This window comes from Marinomonas pollencensis, from assembly GCF_003387375.1.
Taxonomy (GTDB): Bacteria; Pseudomonadota; Gammaproteobacteria; order Pseudomonadales; family Marinomonadaceae; genus Marinomonas; species Marinomonas pollencensis.
On record NZ_QUNG01000033.1, the window covers coordinates 1 to 2001 of the forward strand.

1 protein-coding gene is annotated in these 2001 nt (G+C 31.6%); it reads right to left on the reverse strand.

What is annotated here, in order from left to right; translation table 11 throughout:
• Positions 1-340 precede the first annotated feature (340 nt).
• A complete protein-coding gene (locus DFP81_RS18045; protein WP_181903141.1) occupies positions 341-1768 on the reverse strand; it encodes a glycosyltransferase family 2 protein in 1428 nt (475 codons plus the stop codon).
• Positions 1769-2001 lie beyond the last annotated feature (233 nt).

Below are 2001 nucleotides of genomic sequence, written 5' to 3' on the forward strand. Positions count from 1 at the left end.
TACAAATAGGCTTGAATCTGGTATCGTTGTCCTTCGATCAACTGCTTATAGCTCATGGTAATACTCTAATTGTTTGGCGACGTTAGAATACCACCTATGGGCAGTTGATCTCTCGCCACCTACTCAACCATGAGTGGTGCACTTATTATCTGAATTTGCGAAGCATTACACCAAATTGTCCTGCTCCAGCCCCTAATATCCCGCCTAACCACTTAGTACCATTGCTAAAATGTGAGACTATTACAATTATAGCTGCAATGCCTCGAATCATGTTTAATTTTCTGATTTCCACAATCACTCCGTTTGATATATTTGATGGCTTTATTACTTTATTACTTTATTACTTTATGTGGGTGTAAAATTGAGTATCTAGCACGAAGTCATCCTCTAAGAAGTCGCTTATTTTTTTAATATCATCATTGTCTATGTCAAAAATTATAAAGTCATTATCTCTGTTGGAAAAATATTCTTTCATTTCTTTTATTGACTTATCCCACATGGTTTTCCATATTGCATCAAGTTGGTCTTCTGAACAATTATGGTATTTTTTTTGCTTTTCAACGATTAAGCCATTGGAGTGCTTTTTTCGGCTTTTTATCCAGTCATCTACATTTCTAATATTTAAAATAAATTTTGAATTTGGATAGTCGTAATCAAGTTTTTTGTAATAATCTTTAGCGTCTTTATCGATTTCATGACAGGTAAAGTCTGAGAATACTTGAGCATCTTCATATGAGCAGTAACTATTTACGTTACTGTTTACTGTGTGGCCATTATAAAAAGCTTTTTTTCCTGCCTTTATATTCTTTTCGATAGTCTTCACTAAATTATCTGAGTCCCAGTGAATGCAAGAAAGCCCATTTTCTTTAAAAAGATAATGTAGTGATCTTGTTCCACATCGATTAAAGCCAATAATAAATATTTTTCTGGTATTGTTTTTTATTGACATGTGATTATCAAAAACTTCCGCGTGATCAGATTGGCGTAAGTCATTTAAAGTATATCCTTTATTTTTGTACCACATGTTGTTTTTTAGTTTATTTAAATTGTTCTCTTGTGAGATTATTCTGTAGTGGTAACAAACCAAATAGGCTTTTTTTATTTTTTCTTCATTTAGATTTTTGTAAAAAGGACTTAGTTCTTCTTCTTCTTTATTTATAGAGTTGACTATTGAGCTTTTTGATTCTTTATTTGTGATGGGGTGGTGGTCCTTGATATCACTAAACCTTGATGTTTTAAATATGCATTTAACTTCTATTTCATTTTTTCTACATCTAAATTTATGTATATCATTAGGGTGTTCTTTATCATGATTCCATCTCCATATATTTTTATTTAAAATACTTTTAGGTGTCTCTTTTATATTGTTTGATGACATCATAACCCAAGGTATTTTGATACAATCTACTTCAGAGAAGTTGTTCTTAATCTCTTCCCTGATTGTGTGATTTTTGTTTCGCTTTGTAGTTATGAATTCATCAGCGTCAACGTATATAATCCATGTAAAAAGGGATTTTATTTTTTTGTATAGCTCGTTTGCAGAATTATTGCTGATTATATTTTTTTTATATAATATCGTTATTTTTTTGTTTGATTTTATTTTTTCGTAAATGCTTTTGTCTTCACTGTTGTCATCTATTATATATAAGTGATCAACGCCTTCCTTGAGGTAATATTCAGCAAATTCGCTTATAAAGCTTTCGTCTTTACATCTGCAGATGAGACCCAGAAACTTTTTTCTTTTTAATATTTTTGAAATGCTTAGCAAAATAAATCCTCAAATTAGCATAAATAATAGTATTAAGATAACGTGCATCATCACATTTTTGTTGTATTTTCCTGTTTTGTGTGCTAGATGGGCCGTTGTGATTCCTGATTAATTTTTTTCAGCAAGTATGATATTCTACGCGAATTCAACTCCGAAGTGCACCACCCTCTAAATTATGCTGCGCTTCGTAGTTCATCGAACACCACCGCAGGTTGTCTATAACCAAGGCATTT